Annotated in this window: 25 protein-coding genes; 11 read left to right on the top strand and 14 right to left on the bottom strand. The window is 70.3% G+C overall.

Annotated features, from left to right (window positions below; genetic code table 11):
- Positions 1-8: 8 nt before the first annotated feature.
- Positions 9-1,316 carry an amino acid permease gene (locus BJP32_RS08180; protein WP_076223628.1) on the bottom strand — a complete coding sequence of 436 codons (1,308 nt, stop codon included), beginning with the start codon at positions 1,314-1,316 and terminating at the stop codon, positions 9-11.
- Positions 1,317-1,582: 266 nt separating this feature from the next.
- Between BJP32_RS08180 and BJP32_RS08175 the strand changes: the two genes are divergently transcribed.
- The 8 genes from BJP32_RS08175 to BJP32_RS08140 all read left to right on the top strand — a co-directional run bounded on the left by BJP32_RS08175 (position 1,583) and on the right by BJP32_RS08140 (position 9,755).
- A complete protein-coding gene (locus BJP32_RS08175; RefSeq protein ID WP_076223627.1) occupies positions 1,583-2,284 on the top strand; it encodes an HAD family hydrolase in 702 nt (233 codons plus the stop codon).
- Between the two features lie 145 nt (positions 2,285-2,429).
- A complete protein-coding gene (locus BJP32_RS08170) occupies positions 2,430-2,750 on the top strand; it encodes a ribonuclease E inhibitor RraB (RefSeq protein ID WP_003166071.1) in 321 nt (106 codons plus the stop codon).
- An 11-nt stretch (positions 2,751-2,761) separates the two neighbouring features.
- Complete coding sequence (carB, locus tag BJP32_RS08165) at positions 2,762-6,061, top strand: carbamoyl-phosphate synthase large subunit (RefSeq protein ID WP_076223625.1); 3,300 nt, start codon at positions 2,762-2,764, stop codon at positions 6,059-6,061.
- A 149-nt stretch (positions 6,062-6,210) separates the two neighbouring features.
- The gene (locus tag BJP32_RS08160) at positions 6,211-7,527 is read left to right on the top strand and encodes an amidohydrolase (RefSeq protein WP_076223623.1); all 1,317 of its coding nucleotides are present in this window, start codon (positions 6,211-6,213) and stop codon (positions 7,525-7,527) included.
- Positions 7,528-7,600: 73 nt separating this feature from the next.
- Entirely contained in the window at positions 7,601-7,816 is a 216-nt protein-coding gene (locus tag BJP32_RS08155) for a hypothetical protein (RefSeq protein ID WP_076223621.1), read from the top strand.
- 54 nt (positions 7,817-7,870) lie between these two features.
- Positions 7,871-8,083, top strand: coding sequence for a hypothetical protein (locus BJP32_RS08150; RefSeq protein ID WP_003166074.1), 213 nt, complete (start codon positions 7,871-7,873; stop codon positions 8,081-8,083).
- A gap of 179 nt (positions 8,084-8,262) precedes the next feature.
- Positions 8,263-8,736, top strand: coding sequence for a transcription elongation factor GreA (greA, locus tag BJP32_RS08145; RefSeq protein ID WP_003166075.1), 474 nt, complete (start codon positions 8,263-8,265; stop codon positions 8,734-8,736).
- Positions 8,727-9,755: a mitochondrial fission ELM1 family protein gene (locus tag BJP32_RS08140; RefSeq protein ID WP_076223620.1), complete on the top strand. Its 1,029-nt coding sequence runs from the start codon at positions 8,727-8,729 to the stop codon at positions 9,753-9,755. Before greA ends, BJP32_RS08140 begins: the two co-directional genes overlap by 10 nt.
- Here the strand turns inward: BJP32_RS08140 and BJP32_RS08135 are convergent.
- Together BJP32_RS08135 and BJP32_RS08130 are read right to left on the bottom strand one after the other, a co-directional pair.
- Entirely contained in the window at positions 9,752-10,030 is a 279-nt protein-coding gene (locus BJP32_RS08135; protein WP_076223618.1) for a hypothetical protein, read from the bottom strand. The two genes, BJP32_RS08140 and BJP32_RS08135, sit on opposite strands and share 4 nt — an antisense overlap.
- A 25-nt stretch (positions 10,031-10,055) precedes the next feature.
- Positions 10,056-11,561 carry a TIGR00341 family protein gene (locus tag BJP32_RS08130; RefSeq protein ID WP_076223617.1) on the bottom strand — a complete coding sequence of 502 codons (1,506 nt, stop codon included), beginning with the start codon at positions 11,559-11,561 and terminating at the stop codon, positions 10,056-10,058.
- A gap of 79 nt (positions 11,562-11,640) precedes the next feature.
- On the opposite strand from BJP32_RS08130, the gene trxB reads away from it, so the two are divergent.
- Positions 11,641-12,660, top strand: coding sequence for a thioredoxin-disulfide reductase (gene trxB / locus BJP32_RS08125; RefSeq protein ID WP_076223615.1), 1,020 nt, complete (start codon positions 11,641-11,643; stop codon positions 12,658-12,660).
- Between the two features lie 4 nt (positions 12,661-12,664).
- Here trxB and BJP32_RS08120 read toward each other — a convergent pair whose 3' ends face one another.
- Together BJP32_RS08120 and BJP32_RS08115 are read right to left on the bottom strand one after the other, a co-directional pair.
- The gene (locus tag BJP32_RS08120) at positions 12,665-14,008 is read right to left on the bottom strand and encodes a cell wall metabolism sensor histidine kinase WalK (protein WP_076223614.1); all 1,344 of its coding nucleotides are present in this window, start codon (positions 14,006-14,008) and stop codon (positions 12,665-12,667) included.
- Positions 14,005-14,700 (bottom strand): response regulator, encoded by a 696-nt coding sequence (locus tag BJP32_RS08115; protein WP_076223612.1) that lies wholly within the window; start codon positions 14,698-14,700, stop codon positions 14,005-14,007. Before BJP32_RS08115 ends, BJP32_RS08120 begins: the two co-directional genes overlap by 4 nt.
- Positions 14,701-14,825: 125 nt before the next feature.
- On the opposite strand from BJP32_RS08115, the gene BJP32_RS08110 reads away from it, so the two are divergent.
- Positions 14,826-15,887 carry a hypothetical protein gene (locus BJP32_RS08110; RefSeq protein ID WP_076223611.1) on the top strand — a complete coding sequence of 354 codons (1,062 nt, stop codon included), beginning with the start codon at positions 14,826-14,828 and terminating at the stop codon, positions 15,885-15,887.
- A 14-nt stretch (positions 15,888-15,901) separates the two neighbouring features.
- Here the strand turns inward: BJP32_RS08110 and BJP32_RS08105 are convergent, their stop codons facing one another.
- From BJP32_RS08105 to BJP32_RS08090, 4 genes are all read right to left on the bottom strand, one after another.
- Positions 15,902-17,149, bottom strand: coding sequence for a cell wall hydrolase (locus tag BJP32_RS08105; RefSeq protein WP_233126776.1), 1,248 nt, complete (start codon positions 17,147-17,149; stop codon positions 15,902-15,904).
- Between the two features lie 74 nt (positions 17,150-17,223).
- Positions 17,224-17,700, bottom strand: a complete 477-nt coding sequence (locus BJP32_RS08100; RefSeq protein ID WP_003166082.1) for a Dps family protein — start codon at positions 17,698-17,700, stop codon at positions 17,224-17,226.
- A 166-nt stretch (positions 17,701-17,866) separates the two neighbouring features.
- Complete coding sequence (locus BJP32_RS08095) at positions 17,867-18,229, bottom strand: DUF6481 family protein (protein ID WP_003166083.1); 363 nt, start codon at positions 18,227-18,229, stop codon at positions 17,867-17,869.
- A 238-nt stretch (positions 18,230-18,467) separates the two neighbouring features.
- A complete protein-coding gene (locus tag BJP32_RS08090) occupies positions 18,468-18,665 on the bottom strand; it encodes a hypothetical protein (RefSeq protein WP_076223609.1) in 198 nt (65 codons plus the stop codon).
- A gap of 455 nt (positions 18,666-19,120) precedes the next feature.
- Here BJP32_RS08090 and BJP32_RS08085 point away from each other — a divergent pair, with 455 nt between their 5' ends.
- The gene (locus BJP32_RS08085) at positions 19,121-20,197 is read left to right on the top strand and encodes a cell wall hydrolase (RefSeq protein ID WP_076223607.1); all 1,077 of its coding nucleotides are present in this window, start codon (positions 19,121-19,123) and stop codon (positions 20,195-20,197) included.
- 9 nt (positions 20,198-20,206) lie between these two features.
- On the opposite strand, the gene BJP32_RS08080 is transcribed toward BJP32_RS08085, so the two are convergent.
- From BJP32_RS08080 to nadA, 5 genes are all read right to left on the bottom strand, one after another.
- On the bottom strand, positions 20,207-20,416 hold the full coding sequence (locus BJP32_RS08080) for a hypothetical protein (protein ID WP_003166084.1): 210 nt from the start codon (positions 20,414-20,416) through the stop codon (positions 20,207-20,209).
- Between the two features lie 90 nt (positions 20,417-20,506).
- Complete coding sequence (gene nadC, locus BJP32_RS08075; protein ID WP_046652215.1) at positions 20,507-21,382, bottom strand: carboxylating nicotinate-nucleotide diphosphorylase; 876 nt, start codon at positions 21,380-21,382, stop codon at positions 20,507-20,509.
- Entirely contained in the window at positions 21,383-22,951 is a 1,569-nt protein-coding gene (locus BJP32_RS08070; RefSeq protein ID WP_046652216.1) for an L-aspartate oxidase, read from the bottom strand. It lies immediately after the preceding gene.
- Between the two features lie 4 nt (positions 22,952-22,955).
- On the bottom strand, positions 22,956-23,834 hold the full coding sequence (locus BJP32_RS08065) for a metalloprotease (protein ID WP_076223606.1): 879 nt from the start codon (positions 23,832-23,834) through the stop codon (positions 22,956-22,958).
- A gap of 58 nt (positions 23,835-23,892) precedes the next feature.
- The gene (nadA, locus tag BJP32_RS08060) at positions 23,893-24,972 is read right to left on the bottom strand and encodes a quinolinate synthase NadA (protein WP_076223604.1); all 1,080 of its coding nucleotides are present in this window, start codon (positions 24,970-24,972) and stop codon (positions 23,893-23,895) included.
- Positions 24,973-25,017: the final 45 nt, after the last annotated feature.

The raw sequence follows: 25,017 nt of genomic DNA, 5'->3' as shown, positions 1-25,017 counted from the left end.
GCTTTCGACTATGCGCCCTGCGCGCGTCCCTGTCGCTTGCGAACCCACAGCCAGGCCAGGCTGGTCACGGCGAAGAAGCCGACGCTGGGCCAGATGTAGCCCCCCGCCGCCGCCGCAACCGCAAAGGCCGAGAACACCGCCCCGCCGACGGCCAGCAGACGCCAGCCCGGCTTGGTCGTCAGCTTCCACAGCGTCACCGAACACAGGGCGTAGAGGCACAGCGTCAACACGGAGGTCACGCCGATCAGCACGCCGAACTGCTGGCCCAGGGTCGGCTGGGCGCTGGCGATCACCATGGCGCTCATGATGACGCCGTTGATCAGGGGGTTGGACAGGGGCGTCTTGCCCTTCTGCGCCCCGCCGAACCAGCGCGGCAGCCAGCCCGCCTCGGCCGAGGCGCGGGCCGTCTCGCCCCCCATCATGGTCCAGCCCGCAATGGTGCCGGTCGCCTTGATGACGGCGCAGGCCGCCACCAGCCCGGCCACCGAGGCCCCCATGACCCGCGCCACCAGATCGGCGTAAGGGCTGGTCGAATGGGCCAGCACGTCGGCCGGGATGACGCCGAACACGGCCACGCTGGCCGCCACATAGACGATGAAGGCCAGCAGCACCCCGCCCAACGAGGCGCGGCCCACGTCGGTCGCCGGATTCTTGACCTGACTGGACAGGGCCGCCGCGCTCTCGACGCCCAGGAAGGCCCAGAAGATCACGGCCAGCGAGGCCGGAACCGTCTTCATCAGCGGCTCGCCCGCCGGGCTCCACGAGGCGGCGAAGGTCTCGCCGCTGAAGGCGATGACGCCGGCGATGATGGCCAGACCGATCGGGATCAGCCCCAGCACCAGGGTGATCGCCCCGAACCGCGCCGCCGTCTTCGACCCGGCCGCATAGGCCGCCGTGGTCAGCCAGATCAGCGCCAGATTGCTGAGCGCGCCCCACATCGGCTCCTTCAGCGCCGGAAAGAAGAAGGCCAGATAGCCGGTCCCCGCCACCGCCACGGCCACGTTGCCGGTCAGGCAGGCCGCCCAATAGGCCAGCCCCGTCTGATAGCCTAGAAACCGTCCTAGGCCGCGCCGGGCGAAGTCCGACAGGCCGTCGGCCTCCGGCTGCATCCGCCCCAGACCGCCGAACACCAGCGCCAGGGTCACGGCTCCGATCCCGCAGACGAGCCAGCCGATGACGCTCGAGCTGCCGGTCGGCGCCAGGGTGGCGGGCAACAGGTAGACGCCCGATCCGATCATGTTCCCCGCCACCACCAGGGCGGCCAGGCCCCAGCCTATGCGGTGCGAGGGTTCAGGCAGGATGTCGACTTGGCTCATGTCCGCCGCATAGACCGAAATGTCGCAGCCGTCGCCATGAAGATTGCGGCCTCTACTTCCTCCGTCATTCCCCGGCCAGCCGCGAAGCGGCGCAGACCGGGGAACCCAGCGGCGCCCGTCAGGGCGAAAACCCCGCGCTCAGCGCTTGCAGTGAAGATCGCCTCCGGCGCCGCTGGATCCCCCGGTCTCGCGATGCTCGCCGGAGGATGACGGAGTCGATTGCTCCAAGGCGTGCTAATCCCCCGCCGAAGTTCTGGAGTTCGCCCATGCCTGTCACCACGGTCGGCCTCGATGCCGACGACACCCTCTGGCACAATGAGACCATCTTCCGCCTGAGCCAGAAGCGGTTCGCCGAACTGCTGGCCGACCACGCCGAAGAGCCGGTGATGATGGACCGCCTGGCCCAGGTCGAGCGGCGCAACCTGCGGCTCTACGGCTACGGCGTGAAGGGCTTCACCCTGTCGATGCTGGAGACGGCGATGGAGCTGTGCGACGGCTCGGCCCCGCCCCACATCGTGCGCGAAATCCTGGCCGCCGGGCGCGAGATGCTGGTCCACCCGGTCGAGACCCTGCCCGGCGTCGACGAGACCCTGGCCGAACTGGCCGAGACCTACCGCCTGGTGCTCGTGACCAAGGGCGACCTGATGGACCAGGAGCGCAAGCTGGCGGCCTCGGGGCTGGGCGAGCTGTTCGCCGCCGTCGAGATCGTGTCGGAGAAGGACCGCTCGACCTATGACCGCGTCTTCGCCCGCCACGGCTCAGGCGCGGCCGAGGCGGTGATGGCCGGCAACTCCATGAAGTCCGACGTCCTGCCCGCCATCGAGGCCGGCGCCTGGGCGGCGCACATCCCCTACCACATCACCTGGGCCCACGAACTGGCCGACGCGCCAGAGGGCAACGCCCGCTACGTCAGCCTCAGCCGCATCGCCGAACTGCCCGCCTGGATCGCCGCGATCGACGACAAATAAGAGTCGGCGGGGCGGGCTCCCCAAGAAATCGCGCCCGCCCCATTCTGGCCCTTGCCCCCCGGCCCCTCCCTCTCTAAACGGGCCGCTTAACCGACAACCTGAACGGATCGGCCGCGAGCGCGCTCGCGCCCGTCCGTCTGCGCGCGTGGAGACCGCCGCCCTGACCAGCCACGAAGAAAAGGACGCCATGGTGCGCGCCGCGCTCGCAGAGCAGGGCGACAGCGGGATCACCCCGCGCCATACGCTGTTCTACTTCTACGGCGAGGAAGAGGCGCACGGCGACCTGTGCGAGGTGGCCCGCCGTGCGGGCTTCCTGACGCGGGGCCAGGGCGACATGACCGTCCTGGAGACCACCATGCCGGTCGACGAGGCGTCGTTTTCGCCAGTGTCGGCCATGATGCAAACCTGGGCCGCGGCCTTCCAGCTCGACTACGACGGCTGGGAGTGCGCGGTCGTGACGAACTGAGACGAACGCCGATGCCCAAGCGCACAGACATCCAGTCCATCCTGATCATCGGCGCCGGTCCGATCGTCATCGGCCAGGCGTGCGAGTTCGACTATTCCGGCGTTCAGGCCTGTAAGGCGCTGAAGGCCGAGGGCTACCGGGTCATCCTGGTCAACTCGAACCCGGCCACCATCATGACCGACCCCGAGGTGGCCGACGCCACCTATATCGAGCCGATCACCCCCGAGATGGTCGAGAAGATCATCGCCAAGGAGAAGCCGGACGCCCTGCTGCCCACCATGGGCGGCCAGACGGCCCTGAACACGGCGCTGGCCCTGAACGCCTCGGGCGCCCTGGCCCGTCACGGCGTCGAGATGATCGGCGCCAAGGCCGAGGTCATCGACAAGGCCGAGGACCGTCAGAAGTTCCGCGACGCGATGGACAAGCTGGGTCTGGAATCGCCCCGCTCGCGCGCCATCCACCATATTGAAGAAGCCGACGAGGCCCTGGCCTTCGTGGGCCTGCCCGCCATCATCCGCCCGTCGTTCACGCTCGCCGGCACCGGCGGCGGCATCGCCTACAACGTCGAGGAATTCCACGAGATCGTGGAGCGCGGCCTGGACCTGTCGCCGACCACCGAAGTGCTGATCGAGGAGTCGGTGCTGGGCTGGAAGGAATATGAGATGGAGGTCGTCCGCGATCATGCGGACAACTGCATCATCATCTGTTCGATCGAGAACATCGACCCGATGGGCGTCCACACCGGCGACAGCATCACCGTCGCCCCGGCCATGACGCTGACGGACAAGGAATATCAGATGATGCGCGCGGCCTCGATCGCCGTGCTGCGCGAGATCGGGGTCGAGACGGGCGGCTCGAACGTCCAGTTCGCGGTCAACCCCAAGGACGGCCGTCTGGTCGTCATCGAGATGAACCCGCGCGTGTCGCGCTCCTCGGCGCTGGCGTCCAAGGCCACCGGCTTCCCGATCGCCAAGATCGCCGCCAAGCTGGCCGTCGGCTATACGCTGGACGAGTTGAAGAACGACATCACCATGGTGACCCCGGCCAGCTTCGAGCCGGCCATCGACTATGTCGTCACCAAGATCCCGCGCTTCGCCTTCGAGAAATATCCGGGCTCCGAGCCGTCGCTGACCACGGCGATGAAGTCGGTCGGCGAGGTCATGGCCATCGGCCGCACCTTCCAGGAATCCATGCAGAAGGCCCTGCGCGGGCTGGAGACGGGCCTCAACGGCTTCGACGACATCGAGATCGACGGCGTGGCCGGGGCCGAGGACGACGCCGCGATCAAGGCCGCCGTCATCCGCGCCCTGGGCCTGCCGACGCCGGACCGCATCCGCGTCATCGCCCAGGCCTTCCGCCACGGCCTGACGGTCGAGGAAGTGCAGGCCGCCTGCGCCTATGAGCCGTGGTTCCTGCGCCAGATCGCCGACCTGATCCGCACCGAGGGCCACGTCCGCGTTCAGGGCCTGCCCACGGACGCGACCGACTTCCGCAAGCTGAAGGCCAAGGGCTTCTCCGACGCCCGTCTGGGCGTCCTGACCGGCAAGACCGAGGGCGAGGTCCGCAAGGCCCGCCGCGCGCTGGACGTGCGCCCGGTGTTCAAGCGCATCGACACCTGCGCCGCCGAGTTCGCCAGCGCCACCGCCTATATGTATTCGACCTATGAGACTGGCGCGCTCGGCCAGGTTCCGGCCTGCGAGGCCGAGGTGTCGGACCGCAAGAAGGCCGTCATCCTGGGCGGCGGTCCGAACCGCATCGGTCAGGGCATCGAGTTCGACTACTGCTGCTGCCACGCGGCCTTCGCCTTCGACGACATCGGCGTCGAGAGCATCATGGTCAACTGCAACCCCGAGACGGTCTCGACCGACTACGACACCTCCGACCGCCTGTATTTCGAGCCGCTGACGGCCGAAGACGTGCTGGAGCTGATCGACGTCGAACGCTCCAAGGGCGAGCTGCTGGGCGTGGTCGTCCAGTTCGGCGGCCAGACCCCGCTGAAGCTGGCCCACGCGCTTCAGGAAGACGGCGTGCCGATCCTGGGCACCAGCGTCGACAGCATCGACCTGGCGGAGGACCGCGAGCGCTTCCAGCAGATGCTTCAGGCCATCGGCCTGCAACAGCCGCCCAACGCCCTGGCCCGCTCGGCCGAGGAAGCCACGATCAAGGCCGAGGAGGTCGGCTATCCGGTCGTCCTGCGCCCGTCCTACGTCCTGGGCGGCCGCGGCATGATGATCGTCCACGACCGCGAGGGTCTGGACCGCTACGTCGGCGAGGCCATGCGCGTCTCGGGCGACGATCCCGTCCTGATCGACCACTATCTGAACCGCGCCACCGAGGTGGATGTCGACGCCCTGTGCGACGACGAGACCGTCTTCGTCGCCGGCGTGCTGGAGCATATCGAGGAAGCCGGCGTCCATTCGGGCGACAGCGCCTGCTCCATGCCGCCCTTCTCCCTGCGCCCCGAGACGGTGGCCGAGCTGAAGCGCCAGACCACCGCCATGGCCAAGGCCCTGAAGGTGCGCGGCCTGATGAACGTGCAGTTCGCCATCGAGGAGCCGCACAGCGAGAACCCGCGCATCTTCGTGCTGGAAGTGAACCCGCGCGCCAGCCGCACGGCGCCCTTCGTCGCCAAGACCATCGGCCAGCCGGTCGCCGCCATCGCCGCCAAGGTCATGGCCGGGGTTCCGCTGTCGTCCTTCGGCCTGGTCGACAAGGAACTGGACCACATCGCGGTCAAGGAAGCCGTCTTCCCGTTCGCCCGCTTCGCCGGGGTCGACACCATCCTGGGCCCGGAAATGCGCTCGACCGGCGAGGTCATGGGCCTGGACTGGAAGCGCGAAGGCGAGGCCGATCTGGCCCCCGCCTTCGCCCGCGCCTTCGCCAAGTCCCAGACCGGCGGCGGCACCATCCTGCCGACCGAGGGCACAGCCTTCGTCTCGGTGCGCGACGCCGACAAGCCCTTCATCGTCGAGGCGGTGAAGACCCTGCTGGGGCAAGGCTTCGCCGTCATCGCCACCGGCGGCACCCACAGCTACCTGACCGAACAGGGCCTTGAGGTCGGTCTGGTCAAGAAGGTGCTGGAAGGCCGTCCGAACATCGTCGACGCCATGAAGAACGGCGAGGTCCAGCTGGTCTTCAACACCACGGACGGCAAGCAGGCCCTGGCTGACAGCTTCTCGATCCGCCGCACGGCGCTGATGATGAAGATCCCCTACTACACCACGGCGTCCGGCTCGCTCGCCGCCGCCCAGGCCATCGCCGCCGTCCGCCACGGCGAAATGGATGTCCGCCCGATCCAGTCCTACAACTGAGATCAGGCTTCGAGCTGAACAAAGGCCCCCGGCGACCGCTCGCCGGGGGCTTTTTCGTGCCCCGCCTAGGCGCCGCCATCACCCCTTCCCCGGTTGCCCCATCCCCACCAGCGGCTAAGGTCGTGCGTGACATTGGAGGGGACGCCATCATGAAGAAGACCACGCTCACCGCTATCCTGGCCGCCGTTCTGGCGGCCGGTTCCGCGCCCGCCATCGCCCAGGACACGGGGCTGAAGGCGGCGGTCAAGGCGGACTATGACGCCAACCTGGCCAGTCTGTTCGACCACTTCCACCGCAACCCCGAACTGTCCGGCCTCGAAGTCCAGACCGCCGCCCGCATGGCGCAGGAGCTGCGCGCCCTGGGCTATGGCGTGACCACCGGCGTCGGCGGCACGGGCGTGGTCGCCGTCCTGCGCAACGGCCCCGGACCGACAGTCATGATCCGCGCCGACATGGACGGCCTGCCGGTCGAGGAGAAGTCGGGCCTCGCCAACGCCTCCACCGCCCGCCAGGTCGACAGCGACGGCGTGGAGAAGCCCGTCATGCACGCCTGCGGCCACGACGTTCACATCACCGCCCTGGTCGGCACGGCGCGCCAGATGCAGGCGCGCAAGGCCAACTGGTCCGGCACCCTCGTCCTGATCGCCCAGCCGGCCGAGGAGCGCATCTTCGGCGCCCGCGCCATGGTCGAGGACGGCCTCTATTCCCGCTTCCCCAAGCCGGACTACGCCCTGGCCTTCCACGTCTCGGCCGACACCCCGACCGGCAAGATCGAGGCGCCGCTGGGCATCACCTCCTCCAGCTCGGACAGCGTGGACATCGCCGTCCACGGCGTCGGCACGCACGGCGCCTCGCCGCACATGGGGGTCGATCCCATCCTGGTCGCCTCGCACATCGTGGTGGCGCTGCAGTCCCTGCGCAGCCGCGAGACCAATCCGCTAGAGGGCGCCGTGGTCACGGTCGGCGCCATCAAGGGCGGCATCAAGCACAACATCATCTCGGACCGCGTGGACCTGCAGCTGACCGTCCGCGCCGACAGCCCCGAGGTGCGCGCCCAGCTGCTGGACGGCATCGACCGCATCGCCCGCAACACGGCCCTGGCCCTGGGCGTGCCCGACGACAAGCTGCCGACGGTGGTGCGTTCGCCCCTTGAGAACACCCCGCCGACCATCAACGACGCCGAGACCGCCGCCCGCGTGCGCGCCGCCCTGACCGCTGGCCTCGGCGACGACGTGCTGATCGACAAGCCGCGCGGCGGCATGGGCGCCGAGGATTTCGCCTATTTCGTCACCCCCGAAAGCGGAGTGAAGGGCGTCTACTTCAGCGTCGGCGGCACTCCGCCCGCACAGGTGGACGACGCCCCCGGCCACCACTCGCCCCTGTTCCGCATCACGCCCGAACCCGCCGTCACCCTGGGCGTCGAAGGCTCGGTCCTGGCCGCCGAGGCTCTGATGCCCAAGCGTTAGGCAAGGGGCGCTGAACCCGGCGGCGTCGCGGCCGTTCCTCAGGCAGGTTCCGCTTCCCGAGGAGACGCCGCCGATGCCCCTGCCCCGCCTTTCCACCCTGCTGGGCGGCCTGCTGCTGTCCCGCCGGGGCCGCAGCATGGCCGCCCGCCACGCGGGCAAGATCGCCCTGGCGACCCTGGCCTGGCGGCTGTGGAAGAGCCGCCGCGCGCCGGTCCAGAGCGCCGGGACGGGCGGAGCAGGCGCCCGCGCGCCGCACCGGCGTCAGCGCTGGAGCGGACGGCGCCGCTGACGGCGCGTCGTCCCGCCGAGGAAACCCGGATCGGCCGACGGCGTTAACATCTTCATGCGTCTGTCCGTCATCCAGGTCATCGCCGCCCTGTTCGCGGCCGTCTGTCTCGTCATCGCCTTCATCGCCGCGGGCGTCGCGGTCGTATCGGGCGTCTTCATGCTTCTGGCCGTCGCCGCCCTGGGCTTCATCGCCTGGAGCGCCCTGCGGCGGGCCTTCAGCAAGGCGCGCGGGCCGTCATCCCCGCCCGCGCCGCCCTCCGGGCCGTAGGAAAACCGCCGAAACACGGCTGCGCGCTTGCGTCGCGCGGCATGGCGCCGTTTCGCCATCTTGAGTTTGGGCGTCGGGCGCCCTAACTTCCTTGCCCGGTCACGCAACGCCCCCGTGGCCGCAGCGGTACCGGAACGTCTCTCACCTGTCTTCGGGCGTAGCAAGAAACTCACGACACAATGGAAAAAGTGCCGATGACGGCCGAGGGATATCGCTCCCTCGACGATCAACTCAAGCAATTGAAGTCGGTGGAACGACCCAGCGTGATCGCCGCCATCGCGGAAGCCCGCGAACATGGCGATCTGTCTGAAAACGCCGAATACCACGCCGCCAAGGAACGCCAGGGCTGGATCGAAGGCTCGATCGCCGAGATCGAGGACAAGCTGTCGCGCGCCCAGGTGATCGACGTGTCCAAGCTTTCGGGCGACCAGGTCAAGTTCGGCGCCACCGTTACCTTCGTGGACGAGGACACCGAGGAAGAAGGCGTCTATCAGATCGTCGGCGAACACGAAGCCGACGTGAAGCTGGGCAAGATCTCCATCGCCTCGCCGATCGCCCGCGCCCTGATCTCGAAAGAGGTCGGCGACGTGGTCGAGGTCAACACGCCCGGCGGCGTGAAGGCCTATGAGATCCTCAAGGTCGAGTGGAAGTAACCTCCGCTGACATCGAGGCTGAAGGCAGGGCGCGCGGCTTGGCCGCGCGCCCTCTTTCCATCTGGGTCGTGTCCGACGGCCGCACCGGCATCCAGAACCAGGCCTTAGGGCTGGCCGAGGCGGTCGCCCGCCTGACCCCGGCCGAGATCACGGTTCAAACCGTCCGCTGGCGCCCCGCTTTCGACCGCTGGCCGTCGGCGCTGAAGACCCCCGCCATGCTGGCGCCGGGGTCGTTCGATCCGCGCGACGTGACCGAATGGCCCGACCTGTGGATCGCCACCGGCCGCGCCAGCCTGCCGCTGTCGGCGCGCGTGCGCGGCTGGAGCGGCGGCAAGACCTTCATCGTCCAGACCCAGGATCCGCGCTGGCGCAACGACCGCTACGACCTGATCGTCGCCCCCGCCCACGACGGGTTGAGCGGCCCCAACGTCCTGTCGATCACCGGCAGCCCCCATCGCATCACCCGTGAAAAACTGGCCGAGGCCGCGCCCGCCTTCGCCGCACGCATCGCCCCCCTGCCCCATCCGCGCGTGGCGGTGATGGTCGGCGGCGCGTCCGCCGCCTTCGACCTGCCGCCCGCCCACGCCGCCGAACTGGCCGAGCGGCTCGCCAAGGCCGTATCGGCCGCGAACGGCGCCCTGCTGCTGACCTATTCGCGCCGCACGCCCGAAGCGGCCAAGGCGGCGATGACCGAGCGCCTGTCGGCCCTGCCCGGCTGGATCTGGGACGGCGAGGGCGACAATCCCTTGTTCGCCATGCTGGACGGCGCCGACCACATCCTCGTCACCGAGGACAGCGCCAATATGGCGACCGAGGCCGCCTCGACCGGCAAGCCCGTCCACATCCTGCCGATGGTCGCGAAGAAGACGCCGGGCAAGTTCGCCCGCCTGCACGCCGATCTTCAGGCGCGCGGCGCCGCCCGACCCTTCGACGGGTCGCTGGCGCCCTGGGCCTATGAGCCGCTGAACGAGACCGAGCGCGCCGCCCGCGCCGTGCTGGCGGCGACGCGCCGCGCCTAGTCCCCGCCGCCGTCGCCTCCGCCGTCGGAACCGTCGCTGTGGTGGCTGTTCACGCAGGAAACGCCGTCCGTCAGCGGCGCAGCCTCTTCGGTCTTCTTGTCCGCTCGCTTGACGCCGCTCAGCCCCATCAGGGCCACGCCCAGACCCGAACCGATGGCCACGCCCAGCGCCAGCCACATCGCCAGATTGTCGGTCGCCGCGCCGATCCCGGCGCCGATCGCGATGCCCGCGCCGATGCCGACCGGCATCCAGACCGCCTTGTTCACCTGTTTCATCTCGTCCCCTCGTTGAAAACCCGAACTAGCCCAGCGACAGCCGGGCCATGTTCTGATCGCCGCGCTGACAGGTCGGCCCGCTCTCGGAACGGATCGACACCCCCGCCGCCGCCAGTTCGGCCAGGAAGACCTGTCCGGCGTCCGGCTGGGCCTCGCGCCCCTCGGCTGCGGGCGCGCCCGGCGCCGGTCGGCACAGGCTCACCGCCGGAGCCGCCCGCCAGCGCGCCAGGGCCCAGACCATGCGGGCGCGCGCCTCGGCGTCGCCCAGGTCGACCGCCTTCGGCTCCTGCACCGGCGGCGTCACCCACACGTCCACCCCGTCGAACCGCGTCCGCAGGGCCGCCTCCAGCGCATAGGCGCTGTCCAGGTCCAGCCCCGCATCGGGCCGCAGCAGGACGATGGCCCGCCGCCCCTCGGCGTCAGTCATCACCGCATCGGTGGCGAAGGGCACGGCCTCGGCCAGGCGGTTGCGCAGGGCCGCCGCCGGATCAGGGGCCGCCGACTGGCTGGTCTGCACGGCGCGCGCCGCCGCCTGCGGATCGGCCACGACGATCTGGTCCAGGGTCGCCGACACCGGCACGTGCAGGGCGCCGGTCAGCCGCTCCTGCAGCCGCGCCTGGGCGTCGGCCACCAGCTTGCGCGTGCTGACCAGAGCCGAGACCGTCACGCCGCGCCCCTCGCTGCGCGCGTCCAGCAGGGTGATGCGCGACTCGGCGCCGGCGAAGATGTCCTCGACCGCCACCCGGGTCTCGGCCGTGGCCCGGCTCTCCAGGGCGATGCTGCGCAGCGACAGGGCCAAGGGCACGGCCAGCAGGACGAACACGACCATGACCGCCACCCCGCGCCAGGGCTTGGGCCGCTCCAGCAGACGCGGCCGGAAGCCGTAGAAGCCCGCCGTCACCGTCGCCGCCAGGGCGATGGCCACCAGGTTGGTCATGAACAGGAAGAAGGCGCCCCCCGCGATCGACAGGTCGCCGGTCCCCAGGCCGAAGCCCACCGTCGCGACCGGCGGCATCAGGGCGGTGGCGATGGCCACGCCGATGATGGTCTCGCCGCGCTGGCGGATCACCGCATAGGCGCCCGCGATGCCGGAGAAGACCGCGATCAGCAGGTCGAAGAAGTTCGGCCGGGTGCGGGCCAGGATCTCGGCCGTCGGCTCCTTCAGCGGCGACAGCAGGGTCAGCAGGATCGCCACGAACAGGGCCAGCCCCACCCCGACGCCCAGCGCCGTCAGCGACTGCTTCAACTCGTTCCAGTCCAGCAGGGCCAGGGAGAAGCCCATGGCCACGATCGGCCCCATCATCGGCGACACCAGCATGGCCCCGATCACCACCGCCGGCGACGACAGCATCAGGCCCAGGGCCGCGATGGCGGCCGAGATCACCGTCATCATCAGATAGCGGCCGCTCAGCCCGCCGTTCTCATAGACGGCGGCGGCCGCCTCGGCGTGATCCACGCCGCGCCGGGCGCCGACCAGCAGGCGGCGCAGCAGGTTTCGCGTCTGGGCGGCGGCGGGCGTTTCGGCGGTCATCCCCGTTTCATATCCCTCCATGAAGCGTGACGGAACGACAGGCGTCGCGAAATCGGGAATCAGCGCCTAAATAGGAGCCATGACCCAAGCCAAAGCCCCAGCCCGCACCGTCCGCGTCGCCATCATCGGTTCCGGCCCCGCCGGCTGGACCGCCGCCATCTACGCCGCTCGCGCCTCGCTGAACCCGGTGATCATCGCCGGCCTGCAGCCCGGCGGCCAGCTGACCATCACCACGGACGTCGAAAACTATCCCGGCTTCGCCGAGACCATCCAGGGCCCCTGGCTGATGCAGCAGATGCAGGCCCAGGCCGAGCACGTCGGCACGGAGGTCATCCACGACATCGTCACCCAGGCCGACCTGTCCCAGCGCCCCTTCCGCCTGACGCTGGACTCGGGCGCCGAGATCCTGGCCGAGACGGTCATCATCTCCACCGGCGCTCAGGCCAAATGGCTGGGCCTGGACTCCGAGGCTGAGTATCAGGGCTTCGGCGTCTCGGCCTGCGCCACCTGCGACGGCTTCTTCTATCGCGGCAAGCAGGTGGTGGTGGTCGGCGGCGGCAACACCGCCGTCGAGGAAGCCCTGTTCCTGACCAACTTCGCCGAGACCGTCACCGTGGTTCACCGCCGCGACGAGTTCCGCGCCGAGAAGATCCTGCAGGACCGCCTGTTCGCCCATCCCAAGATCAAGGTGATCTGGGACGTGGCCGTCGAGGAGATCGTCGGCGTCGTCGACGGCGTGGCCCGCAACGTCACCGGCGTGCGCCTGAAGAACGTCAAGACCGGCGAGATCAGCGAAATCCCCGCCGACGGCGTCTTCATCGCTATCGGCCACGCCCCCTCGTCCGAACTGTTCAAGGGCGAGCTGGAAACCAATTCCGGCGGCTATCTGCGGGTCAAGCCGGGCACGGCGGCGACCGCCATCGAAGGCGTCTGGGCCGCCGGCGACGTCACCGACGACGTCTATCGCCAGGCCGTGACGGCGGCGGGCATGGGCTGCATGGCCGCCCTCGAAGCCGCCCGCTTCCTCGCCGAGGAAGACCACAAGGCCGCCCAACACCCCATCAGCCACAAGGAAGCCGAGAAGATCGGCGCCTGGTGAGGCCTCAGGCCCCGCCCTCATCCGACAGGGCGGGCGCCGCCCGCGGCAGGCGCACCGTCGCCCGCAGCCCGCCTTCGGGGCGATCGCCCAGGACCACGCCGCCGCCGCTGCGCTCGATGATCGACCGACTGATCGCCAGGCCCAGCCCCGCCCCGCCCGTGGCGCGGCTGCGCGACGCCTCCAGCCTGTGAAAAGGCGAGAACACCGCTTCCAGCTGATCTGGCGGCAGGCCCGGCCCTGAATCGTCGATGATGCAGACGACCGCGCCCTCCTCGGACATCACGGCGACCTCGGCTCGATCGCCGTACAGCACCGCATTGTCGATCAGATTGGACAGCGCCCGGTCCAGTTGGTCCCGATCGCCGTTGACCAGATACTCGCCGTCCGCCGCCAGACTCACGTCCCGCCCCATTGCGACCTGCCGCGCCGCCATTTCGCGCGCCAGATCCGCCAGGTCGACAGGCTCGACGGTCCACGGCGCATCCTCGCCCCGCACATAGGTCAGCAGTTGGGCGATCAGCCGCTCCATGCGCGCGATGTCGGCCGCCGCGGCCTCGTGCGGCGCGGCCGCCAGCCCCTCGACCCTCAGACGCAGGCCGGTCAGCGGCGTGCGCAGGTCATGGGCGACGGCGGCCATGATGGCGGTGCGCTCCTTCAGCGCCTCGCCCAGACGGTCGCGCATGGCGTCCAGCGCCCGGGCCGCTTCCTGGGCCTCGCGCGGGCCGCCGACGAAGGCCGCCGCACGACGGTCCCCCCGCGTCGCCTCGGCCAGCCGCTGGAAGGGCGCAGTCAACCGTCCGGCGCCCCACAAGGCCAGCGGCATCAGGACAGCGGCGGCGATCAGGAAGGCCAGCGCCATGCGCAGACGCTGCGGCGTCAGCCAAGGCGACGGCGGCGTCGCCACGATCCAGCGCCCGTCCGCCTGACGCGCCGCCGCCTCGAAGGGCGCAAAACTCATTCCCGGCGACAGGGCCATGCTCGTCAGCAGAGCCTTCATCCCCTCGGAGAGCGGCCCTGACGGCGCGGACGGCCCGCCCGCCGGGGCGCGCTCGGGGCTCAACGGCCGCACCCGCACCTCAGCGTCCAGCAGCACCGCCAGCCCGGCCTGAGCCACCAGGGCCTGCCCCTCGTGCGCCGCCTTGAACGGCGGCGCGGCGACGACGCGACGCCGCCAGCCGGTCTCCGCGTCTCCCGTCACAGCCGCCTTGGCCTCGGCCAGCGTCACCCGTGCGGGCGGCGGGGCGGGAAAGGCCAGGGCGATGACGAAGGCGACCGTCAGACTCAGCAGGATAGCCGCGACGGTGAAGCCCGCCGCCAAGGTGCGAATGGACAGGCTTCGGATGCTCATCCCCGCACCGGCGTGCGGAAGCGATAGCCCGCCCCGCGCACCGTCTCGATCAACGGCGCCTGTCCCGGCCGGTCCAGCTTGCGCCGCAGGCGGCTGACCGCCAGATCGACCGCTCGGTCGAAATTCTCGGCCAGCGGCCCGTGGGTGTTCTCCAGAATCTGATCGCGGCTGAGGATGCGCCCAGACGATCGCAGGAAGGTCAGCAGCAGGGCGAACTCGCCCCCTGTCAGCTCGACCGGCGCCCCCGCCGGGTCGGTCAGGCGCCGCGTCTCGACCTCCAGCGTCCAGCCCTCGAAGATCAGCGGTCGATCCATCGCCTCGTCCAGAAGGGTCGGGCGACGCAACACTGCGCGGACGCGGGCCAGGAGCTCGCGCGGCTCGAACGGCTTGGGCAGATAGTCGGCGGCCCCGACCTCCAGCCCGACGATGCGGTCGGTGGTCTCGCCCATGGCGCTCAGCATCAGCACCGGCGCCCGCCCCTGCAGCCGTCGACAGATCGACAGCCCGTCCTCGCCCGGCATCATCACATCCAGAACGACCAGGTCCGGCGCGGCCTCGGCCAGGCGCGCGTCCATCGCCGCGCCGCCGTCGGCGGTCCGCACGGCATAGCCGGCGCCCGACAGATAGTCCTGCAGCGCCGCCCTCAGGCTGGCGTCGTCATCAACGATCAGAATGTCGGCCGTCGCGTCCATGCTCCCCCTTTTCTTCTTCCCCCTTGTATCTCTCGTGTGTCGGAGCGCCCTCGGCAAGCGCACGCAGCCGACATGAAGGCGATACGAACGCCCACGAGCCTGTCTTCCCATCTTCGGAGACGCCCATGCTCGCCCTCGTCCTGCTGCTGACCTCGACCGCTCCCTCCCCGGTCCCCGATCCGATGTGCGCCCGCGCTCTGCGTGCTGCGCCCGATCTCAGTTGCGCGGCGGCGGATCACGGCGTCGCCCTGGCCGCCTCGCCAGCGGAAGCGGAACGGCTGGTGAGCTACGCGCGCGCGGGCGAAGCCCGCTTCAGCACCCGCTTCGACCGCGACATCGCCCCCTATGTCGTCGTCTCGACCCCGCCCCTGCCCGACCGGGCCGCGCTGAACGCCGCGGGCTTCTCTCACATCCTGCCCTGGCCCGCGCCACGGGCGTTTGACGAGGCGGCGCGCCGCAGCGTCGAACAAGGCGCGCGCAGTTTCGCCGCCTCCCAGAACATGAGCCCCGCCCAGACGCAGGAAGTGGTCGCCCGCGCCCTGTCCCAGATTCCGGACGCGAAAGCCCAGGCCGCGCTGGACGCCGGCATGGTCCCGCACGAACTGGGCCACCTGTGGTTCACCGCCGCCTTCTGGCCCGAGCGCCCCGAGACGGACACCAAGACGGACCCCGGCGCCCCGCGCCATTACGGCGGCCCCGGCCCCGACTGGCTGGACGAAGCCGCCGCCGTCATTCTGGAAGACGAGCCGACCGCCGCGCAGCGCCGCGCCCACTTCCGCGCCCTGATGAAAGGAGAGGCGGTCCCCGCCGTCGGTCCCATCGAGGGCCGCGCCATACTGCTGGACCTGCCCGGCTTGCTGGCGCGCGAGCATCCCGGTCTGGCGCGCGCCGTCGCGGTCGCGCCCGAACTGGCCGTCAAAGGCGGCGTCGGCGTCAGCTTCACCCCGGCGGGCGCCGGTCCTCTCCCGGCCGCGCTCGAGCGCGTCTTCTACATCCAGACCCGTGTCTTCGCCGACTATCTGATCCGCATCTCAAACCGCCCGGCCATCCTGGCCGTCATCGCCCAGGCGATGGCGGACGGACGCAGCTTCGAAGACTGGTTGGCGTCTGACGGCGCAGCCCATGGCCTACCCTCGACCCTCTCCGCCCTCAGCGACGGCTGGCGAGATTACGCCTTAGGCGTTTAGGCGATCGCCCGTCCTCAACCCTGAGGCTTGCCGACCTCTTCGACCGCCATGGGGGTGACGCCCGCAGGCGGCGGGGCGGTCACGGTCACGCTGGGGACGGCGCCGCTCTCGAAGGCCTTGAGCCGTTCGTTGATGGCGGCGATCTCATCCTTGCCGGCCTGGCGGCGGCCGCCCAGGCTGGCGACGCCCACCACGCGGGTCTGGCCGTCGATCTCGACCGTGCGCAGTTCGCCCGACTTGGCGCCCTCCAGCGCCGCTTCCACGCTGTCGGCGGCCGTGGCCAGCAGAACGCGCGACTGGGCGAAGCGGGCCTCGTCGATCGACGGCTCGCGGCCGGAATAGGCGGTGACGAAGGCGGCCGTCTCACCGGCCGCGCCCTTCCAGCGATAGAAGATGTGCGCCCCGACCTGGGTGATCTTGGCCAGGCTGGGCGACCACCAGGGGTGGACGTAGTCGGCGTGGTAGTGGGTCGCCGTGCCCACGCGCTCGGACACATGGCCGTTCAGGGCGCGCGCCGCGACCCGCTCGGCCCGGTCCCAGGCCCAGCGCACCGGGCCCCGCGCCAGGGAGCCGTCGCAGGTGAAGCTGAACTGGCAGCCCGTGGTCCGCTCTGCGCCCTGATAGACGACGCCGCAGACGCTGGCGGGATAGTTGGGATCGCGCACCCGGTTCAGCACGACCTGGGCCACGCCCTCCTGCCCCTCGGTCGGCTCCAGCGCCGCCTCGTAATAGACCGCCTGGGTCAGACAGCGCAGGGCGCGCTTGCGCGACGCCTCGTCCGCCGGGCGGAACAGGAAGGGCCGCGCGGGCTGAAGCGCGCCCAAGGCGTTGGGCATGGCGGCGTTCAACTGCTGCGCCGCGACGCCCACCGCGCCCTGATCCAGGCTGGGCTTGCCGCCCAGGGTCAGGCTCTCCCAACCGGGGGTCAGGCCGTAAAGTTCCGGCAGGCCCAGAGCCGGGTCGTGCCGACGCGCGATCGCCAGTTGCCCCGCATCCATCCGCGCCGTCACCGCCGCCAGGCCGTCCGGCCCCAGGTCGCCGCCCGTGGCGCGGGCCACGGCTTCGGCGGTGCGGTCGATGTCGGGGCGCGGCGTCGAACTGGCCGACATGGCCACGCCCATCGCCGCCAGGGTCACGGCCATGGCGGCGGGCGCCGCTGCCACAGCCCGGCGTCCGGTCGTCTTCAGCGGCGTAAGGCGGCCGAGGTTCATGCGGTGTCCGTATAGCGGCGTCTGACGGCGCCGGAAATCAGCGATCTGCATGACCGCCCAATCCGGCGCTTTTCAGACGCGAAGATTACCGTTCCGTGAGGCGGAAGCGGCGATCTCCTCGCCGCTTAACGATCGCCCAGGCTGGAGCGCAGCATCCAGGCGGCCTTTTCATGGGCGGCCAGACGCTGGGTCATCAGGTCGACCGAGGCCTCGTCCCCCACCTCGTCGGCGGCGTCCAGGGCCGCACGCGCGGTCGAGATGACCACGCCGTGGTCCTTGATCAGCTCCTTGAGCATCTCGGACGCATCCTTCTCCGGATCGCCGTCCTTGATCGAGGTCAGATTGGCGAAGGCCGAGGCGCTCTGCGGCGCCAGTTCGCCCAGGGCGCGGATGCGCTCGGCGATGTCGTCCAGGGCGGCCCAGATCTCGCGGTACTGCTCTTCCAGCAGGTTGTGCAGGCTGAAGAACTCCGGCCCGCGCACGTTCCAGTGATAGCCGTGCGTCTTCAGATAGAGGGCGTAGCTGTCGGCCAGGGCCTTGGACAGTTCGCGCGCGACGTCGGCGCGTTCCTTGGGCTTGAGACCGGTGTCGATGGCGTTCATGACGGCTCCCGTTGGCAGTGCTGTGTGAAGATCAGCCTTGCAGTTAGGTCGCCGAACGCACGATCCAAGAGGTCGGCGGCGACGCGTCGCAGGAATCTTCGCCCCTGTAACGCGACGGCCGCTTGAGCGTTGCCCCTACCGGTCAAGGAGGGGGCATGGCGCGTGCTTAGCGCTGGCGCGCCTTGCGGGCGGCGTAGCGCGCGTCGCGGGCCGCCTTCTGCTCTTCCTTGGTCAGTTGCTTGCGCTCCTTGCGGGCGGCGCGCTTGGCGGCGTCGACCTCTTCCTGGGCGGCCATTTCGGCGGCCAGGCGGGCGGCTTCCTTCTCAGCCTTCTCGCGGCGCGCCTCGGCCTTGGCCAGTTCGTGCTGCTGGCGGATCGCTTCCTTCTCGGCGGCGCGCTTTTCGGCGAGTTTCTCGAACTCGGGATCCTGAACGGTCGGCTTCGGCTTGAACCGGGCCAGCAGGGCTTGTTTGGCGTCTTTCTGGGCGGACAGGCGGTCGTTGAAGCCAGTGTTCTTGAGGTCGCGCATGCTGAGAGGCGGGTGTCCTTGATAGGGAATGGATATGACGAAAAAGGCCGATCGCCAGGGCGACGGCCGCAGATCGGGCCGGAAGGCGCATCTCGACGCGCTCGACCCGGCGCGAGGCCAAAGCCGAATTTCACGCCGAAATCAAGCTCTACGGCCCGTTTTCATGGGATTTAGCGGCGATGGGGCCGCCAGAACGCAGAATACGGCCGCTCGACGCGGCCGCATCCATGTCGATGAATCAGTGCGGCTTCTGGGCGTGGCCGACGGCCGCGCCGGCGGCGCCGCCGACCGCCGCTCCGACCGGACCGGCCACCACGGCCCCGGCGATCGCGCCGGTGGCGGCCTTCTGTTCAATGCTGTGGCCGCAGGCCGACAGCGCCAGGGCTCCGGCCCCGGCCAGCGCCAGGACGGCCAGACGGGAAGCGATGCGGGTCATGGGTCAACTCCTTGAAATAGCACAGCTTGCAACGCGAGAGTCGCAGGCGGGTTCCCATCTATGGCGCGACTCTGACGAACAAGATGTCACACCCTGATCAATAGCTTATTCGCACCCCACGCACATCAGCGCCAATCTTCCATCAGCATACAAATACAGTCTTCATAAGAAATTCTAAGGCGCAATTTCGTCACGATTAAAAACAATCCAAATAATGACTGAATGTCATTTTCCCTATGCTGAGGAAATTACAATTCTAGCGAATCAGTCACATTGAGGCCATGATCGGATGGATAAAGGCCCGCCTTCGAGGGCCGGCGTTCAGTCGGCGTTCGCCCGACCTGCTTAAGCGCGACGCGTCCTTGTCGCCGGGGTTCGGGATCTACGGGGGCGGCATCCTCGCCCTGTTGTACAGGACTACGCCTTTGTTTCTCTCCTCGCAGACGCGTGCGCTGATGCACGCCGCCCGCTCATTCCGCCTGCGCCCCACGACGGCTGCGGCGGCGTTCGGCGGCGTCGTCGGCCTCGCAGTCGGAGGGGCCTATCTGGGCGGCCTGGCCGCCCAGGCCTCGACCGTGCGCGCCCAGGCCGAGCGCCTGCAGGGCGCCGGCGCCGGCGGCTACACCCAGGAAGCCCTGGCCCAGGCGGCTGGCGGTCTGGACGCCAGCGCCCTGACCATCGCCCATCGCCATGACCCCTATTCCGTCGCCGGCTCGGCCCAGCGCGACCGCCAGGCCGAACTGCTGACCGCCCGCCTGGAGCAGCTTCAGGGCCAGGACGGCCTGCGCCGTGAGTCCGCGACCAAGGTCTCCGCCGCCCGTCCTTTTCGCCTCGACGGCGCCCTGGACCAGTCGCGCGACCTCGATTGCCTGACCCAGGCCGTCTATTATGAAGCGCGCGGCGAAGGCCGCGACGGCATGAAGGCCGTGGCCCAGGTGGTGCTGAACCGCGCCCGCCACCCCGCCTTCCCCAACACCGTCTGCAGCGTCGTCTATCAGGGCGCCAATCGCAGCACGGGCTGCCAGTTCAGCTTCACCTGCAACGGCGCCATGCGCGGCCGCGTCAATCGCGCCGCCTGGAACCGCGCTCGTGAAGTGGCGACCAAGGCTCTGTCGGGCCAGGTCTTCGCCGCCGTCGGCAACGCCACCCACTTCCACACCACCGCCGTCTCGCCGTCGTGGCGCAACAGCCTGGTGCGCGTGAACCAGGTCGGCGACCACCTGTTCTACCGCTTCGGCGGCCGCTCGGGCGGCAGCCAGGCCTTCGCCTACAACCCGCGCCCGTCGGGTCCGGCCGAGCAGGCTCCGCGCCTGATTCAGGCCAGCCTCGACCCGGTGGAGACCGCCCGCAACGCCTCGGGCGCCGTGGCCTACACCGCCGTCCTGGCCCGCGAAGCCCTGACCTCCGGCGGCAAGACGGAAGAGCGTCCGGTCGCCGCGCCGCGCGCCTCCGCGACGCCCGCACCGACGGCGACGCCCCCGGCCGCGCCGAAGCCCGCCGCCGCACCCGTCACGGTCAACGCCGAGGCCTGATCGCGCGCCTCAAGGGTGCGTCTGGCGGTGGGTCGTCAGATTCTGCTGCAGATTGCCGTAGCGCCCCTGCTGGCTCAGGTTGACGTCTGCGTCGCCCGGCTGACCGGACTGCACGCCGTTCGCTCGGTCGCGCCGATCAGCGGCGGCCTCATCCTTCAGCTGGGCGCCGCGATCGGCGAAGCTGCGTTGCTCCCTGGGCGGCTGTGGGGCCCTGGTCATGGCGTCTCTCCTTCGAGGTCGCGCCCTCCCGCCCCATGAAAACGGCCCCCCGCCGGGCCCGTTCCCCGAAAAACCCCGGTCCGCGTCCGCTCAGCCGGCGTCCAGGCCGATGTCGAGCTGCATGACCGAATGGGTCAGGGCGCCCACGGAGATGACATCCACCCCCGTCGCGGCGATGCCTGCGACGGTGCTCAGGTTCACCCCGCCCGACGCCTCCAGCACCACCGGCCCGAAGGCGCTGTCGCGCACCCGCCGCACCGCCTCGGCCATGTCGTCCAGGCTGAAGTTGTCCAGCATGACGACGTCCGGCCGCTCGGGCAGCACCTCGTCCAGCTGATCCAGACTGTCGACCTCGACCTCGACCTTCATCAGGTGGGGGGCGAAGGCCCTGGCGCGGCGCACCGCCTCGCCCGCCCCGCCGCAGACGGCGACGTGGTTGTCCTTGATCAGGATGGCGTCATCCAGACCGAAGCGATGGTTCAGCCCGCCGCCGCAGGCCACCGCGTGCTTCTCCAGCGCGCGCAGCCCCGGCGTCGTCTTGCGCGTGTCGGCGATGCGGGCGCTCGTTCCCGCCACGGCCTGCACATAGGTCCGCGTCAGGGTGGCGATGCCGCACATCCGGCCCAGCAGGTTCAGCGCCGTCCGCTCGGCCGCCAGCAAGGCGCGGGCGTTGGCCTCGACCGCGATCAGCACGGCCCCGGCCTCGAACGCCTCGCCGTCGGCGACCTTCACCGTCACCGTCGCCTGCGGGTCCAGCGCGTGGACGGCGATCCGCGCGACCGCCCCGCCGGCCATCACCCCCGCCTGACGCGCTGAAAACACGGCGCTGAAGCGGGCGTCCTCGGGGATGCAGGCCTGCGCCGTCACATCGCCCGTGCGCCCCAGATCCTCGGCCAGCGCCATGCGCACCACGGGCTCGATCAGCAGGTCCGGCAGGGTTCGGGTCACGGAAACGTCCTTCGTCATTCAGATCACGGCCGCCAGGGCGGCGAGCGTCGCCGCCTCGGCCTCTTCGTCGCGCGCCGGCGCCGGCGCTGCGCGCATCCGCGTGTGCTCGGCCCTCGGCAGACTGTCGGGGAAGTCGCGGCGATAGTGGCCGCCCCGGCTTTCGCGCCGGTTCAGCGCCCCTTCGGCCACCAGCCGCGCCGCCGCCAGGCACGCCGCCGTCGGATGCGCCTTCGCCAGGTCGTCGATCAGGGCCAGCAGCGCCGTCAGCCCCGCCTCGTCCCGCACCACGCCCGCATGGCGCGTCATGGCGGCGCGCAAGGCCGCCAGCGCCTCGGGCGGCAGATCCGTCATCGCCTGCGCCGCCGCCAGCGGCCGCCGCTCGGGCTGGACCTCGGCCGCCGCCGCCCGGCCCGCGCGCCGCCCGAAGGCGCCCGCCTCCAGCAGGGAGTTGGACGCCAGCCGGTTGGCCCCATGCACCCCCGTCGCCGCGCACTCGCCGATGGCGAACAGGCCGGGGACCGAGGTGCGCCCCTCGTCGTCGGCGACGATGCCGCCCATGTGATAGTGGGCCGCCGCCGCCACCGGAATCGGGCTGACGCGCGGGTCCAGCCCCGCCCTCATGCAGGCGGCGAAGACAGCCGGAAACTCATGCGGAAAGGCCTCGCCCACCGCCCCGGTCGCGTCGAGGAAGGCGCCGCGCCCCTCGACCCGCGCCGCGTGAACAGCGCGCGCCACGATATCCCTCGGCGCCAGATCCGCGTCGGGATGATCGCCCAGCAGGAAGGCGCCGTCGCCATCGACCAGCCGCGCGCCCTCGCCGCGCAGGGCCTCGGTCGCCAGCGGCGCCGGGTCCAGTCCCACATCGATCGCCGTCGGGTGGAACTGCACGAACTCGGGGTCCAGCACCTCGGCCCCGGCCTGCCAGGCCAGCGCCAGCCCCTCGCCGCGCAGGGCGGACGGATTGGTCGTCGCCTCGAACAGGCCGCCGACGCCGCCGGTCGCCAACACCACGGCAGACGCAAACACTTCATCCAACCGGCCGCCTCGGCGTTCGATCACCGCGCCGCGCACCCGTCCGTCGACGTCGCGGATTAGGCCGCGCAGCCTTCCGTCTTCCCAGATCTCAATGGCCTTCGTCGCCCGCGCGGCGGCGACCACGGCCGACAGTATGGCCCGACCCGCGCCGTCGCCGCCGACCCGCGCCACGCGCGGCAGGCTGTGCGCCGCCTCCAGACTGACGGAAAAGCCGCCGTCGGCGTCGCGGTCGAAGGGCGCGCCCAGCGCCGCCAGCCACTCGACCGTCTCACGTCCCCGCATCGTCAGGGCGCGCGCCGCCTCGGCCTCGACCAGGCCCGCGCCCGCGCCTTCGGTGTCCTTGGCGTGCAGGGCCGCGCTGTCCTGCGGCGACAGGGCCGCCGCCATCCCGCCCTGCGCCCAGGCCGAGGAGCAGGCGTTCAACAACGGCTCGGGCGTCACCACCAGCACCTTGCCGTCCGCCCCCAGCGCCCCGGCCGCCTCCAGCGCCGCCGACAGGCCCGCCAGCCCGCCGCCGATGATCAGAGGCCCGTCATGCCGGATGCGCGCCATTCGCCTAGCGGCCTCCCAAGCCGAAGAACCGCAGGCCCATCTCGAACGCCGGTTCGACCGCCCCGCCCGTCAGCGGCAGCAGGGCGCCGATCGCCGCCGCCGCGCAGACCACGGCCGTCAGCAGGTAAAGGGCCAGGCTGCGCCCCGCCTCGGGCCAGCTCAGCTGTCCCCACGCCGCGCGCCAGACGCCGCGCTTCAGATGGCCGAACACCGCCAGCCCCAGAAAGACCGCCAGGATGAACCGCCCCGTCGACACGCCCCACCACACGGCCAGGCCGCCGATGAGCAGCAGCACCACCTGCTCCAACCGCGGATGCACCCGCGTGAGCACCGGCCCCAGCGCCTTGGACCCGTCCAGCGGCGGGGCGGGCAGCAGGTTCAGTAGATTGATCATGGCGATGAAGAAGGCGCCCATCAGCCATTCCGGCGACTTCATCGCCAGGCCCACGGCCACGAAGGGGATCATGGCCAGCAGGCCGAACGCCGGCCCCGCCAGCGACACCAGCACCCCGTGCCACTCGCTCTTCGGCTCACGCTGGCCCTTCGCCAGTCCGCCCAGGAAGGGGATGATGTAGATGCGCGCCGGCCCCATGCCGACCCGGTTCATCGCCAGCACATGGCCGTACTCGTGCACGAACAGGCCGAACAGCACCGCCCCCGCCACCACCCAGCTGCCGGTCAGGAACCACAGGAAACCCGCCATCAGCAGGGTCGAGACCACCGCCCAGACCGGGTGCTGGCCCTTGTCCTCCTGCGGCGCCTCATGGCGCGCGCTGTAGCGGGGGGCCTCGCGCGCAGGCGCAGGCGCCGCCTCTTCCGGCCGCGCATCCCAGGGTCCGGGTTTACGGCCGCCGGAGGGAAGGGTGTTGTCTGTGTCGCTCATGGATTCGAACTGGGCGCACGACGACCGACCCGCAACGGGCCGCGTCGCCGCAGGGCCGTCAGATCAGCTCCACATCGACATGATGCCGCGCCTTGATCAGGTCGTAGCGCGCGGGCTTCGACGGCGGCGGCAGGTCGATCATCCGCTGCACCGCCAGGCGCGCCTTCTCCAGCATGTCTTCGGGAACCGTCACCTCGAACTGCATGTGCAGCAGGCAGTCGCGGATGTTCTCCAGCGTGATGCGCTTCATGTGCGGGCACAGGTTGCACGGCCCGACGAACTCCACCTCGGGCACGTCGCCCTTGATGTTGGAGGCCATCGAGCATTCGGTGATCAGCACCACCCGCTTGGGCCGACGCTGCTCGACATATTCGGTCATGGCGGCCGTCGAACCGGCGAAGTCAGCGGCGCGCAGGATCTCTTCAGGGCATTCCGGGTGAGCCAGCACCTCGGCGTCCGGCCAGGCGTCGCGCATATCGGCGATGTCCTGCGTGGTGAAGCGCTTGTGCACCTCGCAATGGCCCGCCCAGGCGATGATGCCCACCGTCGTCTGCGCCGCGACATTGCGCGCCAGATATTCGTCGGGGATCAGGATGACCTTGTCGACGCCCCATTCCTTGGCCGCCCATTCGACGACCTGCACGGCGTTGGCGCTGGTGCAGCAGATGTCCGTCTCGGCCTTCACATCAGCCGTGGTGTTCACATAGGTGACGACCGGCAGGCCCGGATGCCGCTCCTTGATCAGCCGCACGTCCGCCCCCGTGATCGAGGACGCCAGCGAACAGCCCGCGCGCAGGTCGGGGATCAGCACCGTCTTCTCCGGCGACAGGATCTTGGACGTCTCGGCCATGAAGTGAACGCCCGCCTGAACGATCACCTTGGCGTCCGAACGCGCGGCCTCCTTGGCCAGCCCCAGGCTGTCGCCGACATAGTCGCCCACGCCGTGAAAGATCTCGGGCGTCATATAGTTGTGGGCCAGGATGACCGCGTCGCGCTCGCGCTTCAGCCGGTTGATCTCGCTGATCAGCCGGGCCTGCTCGGGCCATTCCAACGGCGTGACGTGGTCCTTGACCTTCTCCCACACCGGAGCGGTTTCTTCCGCCAGTTCCTTCGACAGACCGAAAGCGCCGTCCGCCATCGTCCCTACTCCCTATCGGCCGTCTGCGCGGCCCCGACTTATGCT

Source organism: Brevundimonas sp. ZS04 (assembly GCF_001956865.1).
GTDB lineage: Bacteria > Pseudomonadota > Alphaproteobacteria > Caulobacterales > Caulobacteraceae > Brevundimonas > Brevundimonas diminuta.
This window is presented reverse-complemented; position numbering and strand designations above follow the sequence as displayed.